Genomic DNA, 389 nt, shown 5'->3' with positions numbered 1-389 from the left:
GAGTAAGCTGATGCAAGGAGGTAAAGGATAAACCGTTGTGCGGTTTATGCGCGCATCAGCCATAACCAGCGGGCAGACGCGCGCGCAGAAATCATTCATGAAAACAATTATTGCCGCCGCCCGGCGGCAGAATCAGGTGTCGTCTGGCGCCCAAGCGAGCTCCGGGGTCGGAAAGCGGCCCACCGTCATAGAGAAAGGGAAGCAACTCAGCGGATCCGCGACTGTTCATCGTCGCGTAACGTCAGCACCTCAAAACCGTTGGCGGTGACGGCCACGGTGTGCTCCCATTGCGCGGAGAGTTTTTTATCGCGGGTAACCACCGTCCAGCCATCTTTTTTGGTTTTGATACGGCTGTCGCCCTGGTTGACCATCGGCTCAATGGTGAACAC

Annotated in this window: 1 pseudogene; it reads right to left on the bottom strand. The window is 56.8% G+C overall.

The annotated features are described in order from the left end of the window. Positions 1-206 precede the first annotated feature (206 nt). Positions 207-389, bottom strand: a pseudogene (locus FJV41_RS56565) (hypothetical protein); the annotation flags it as partial.

This window comes from Myxococcus llanfairpwllgwyngyllgogerychwyrndrobwllllantysiliogogogochensis (assembly GCF_006636215.1).
Lineage (GTDB): Bacteria > Myxococcota > Myxococcia > Myxococcales > Myxococcaceae > Myxococcus > Myxococcus llanfairpwllgwyngyllgogerychwyrndrobwllllantysiliogogogochensis.
Note: the sequence above shows the minus strand (reverse complement) of the source record. Positions and strands in the feature narration are given on the sequence as shown.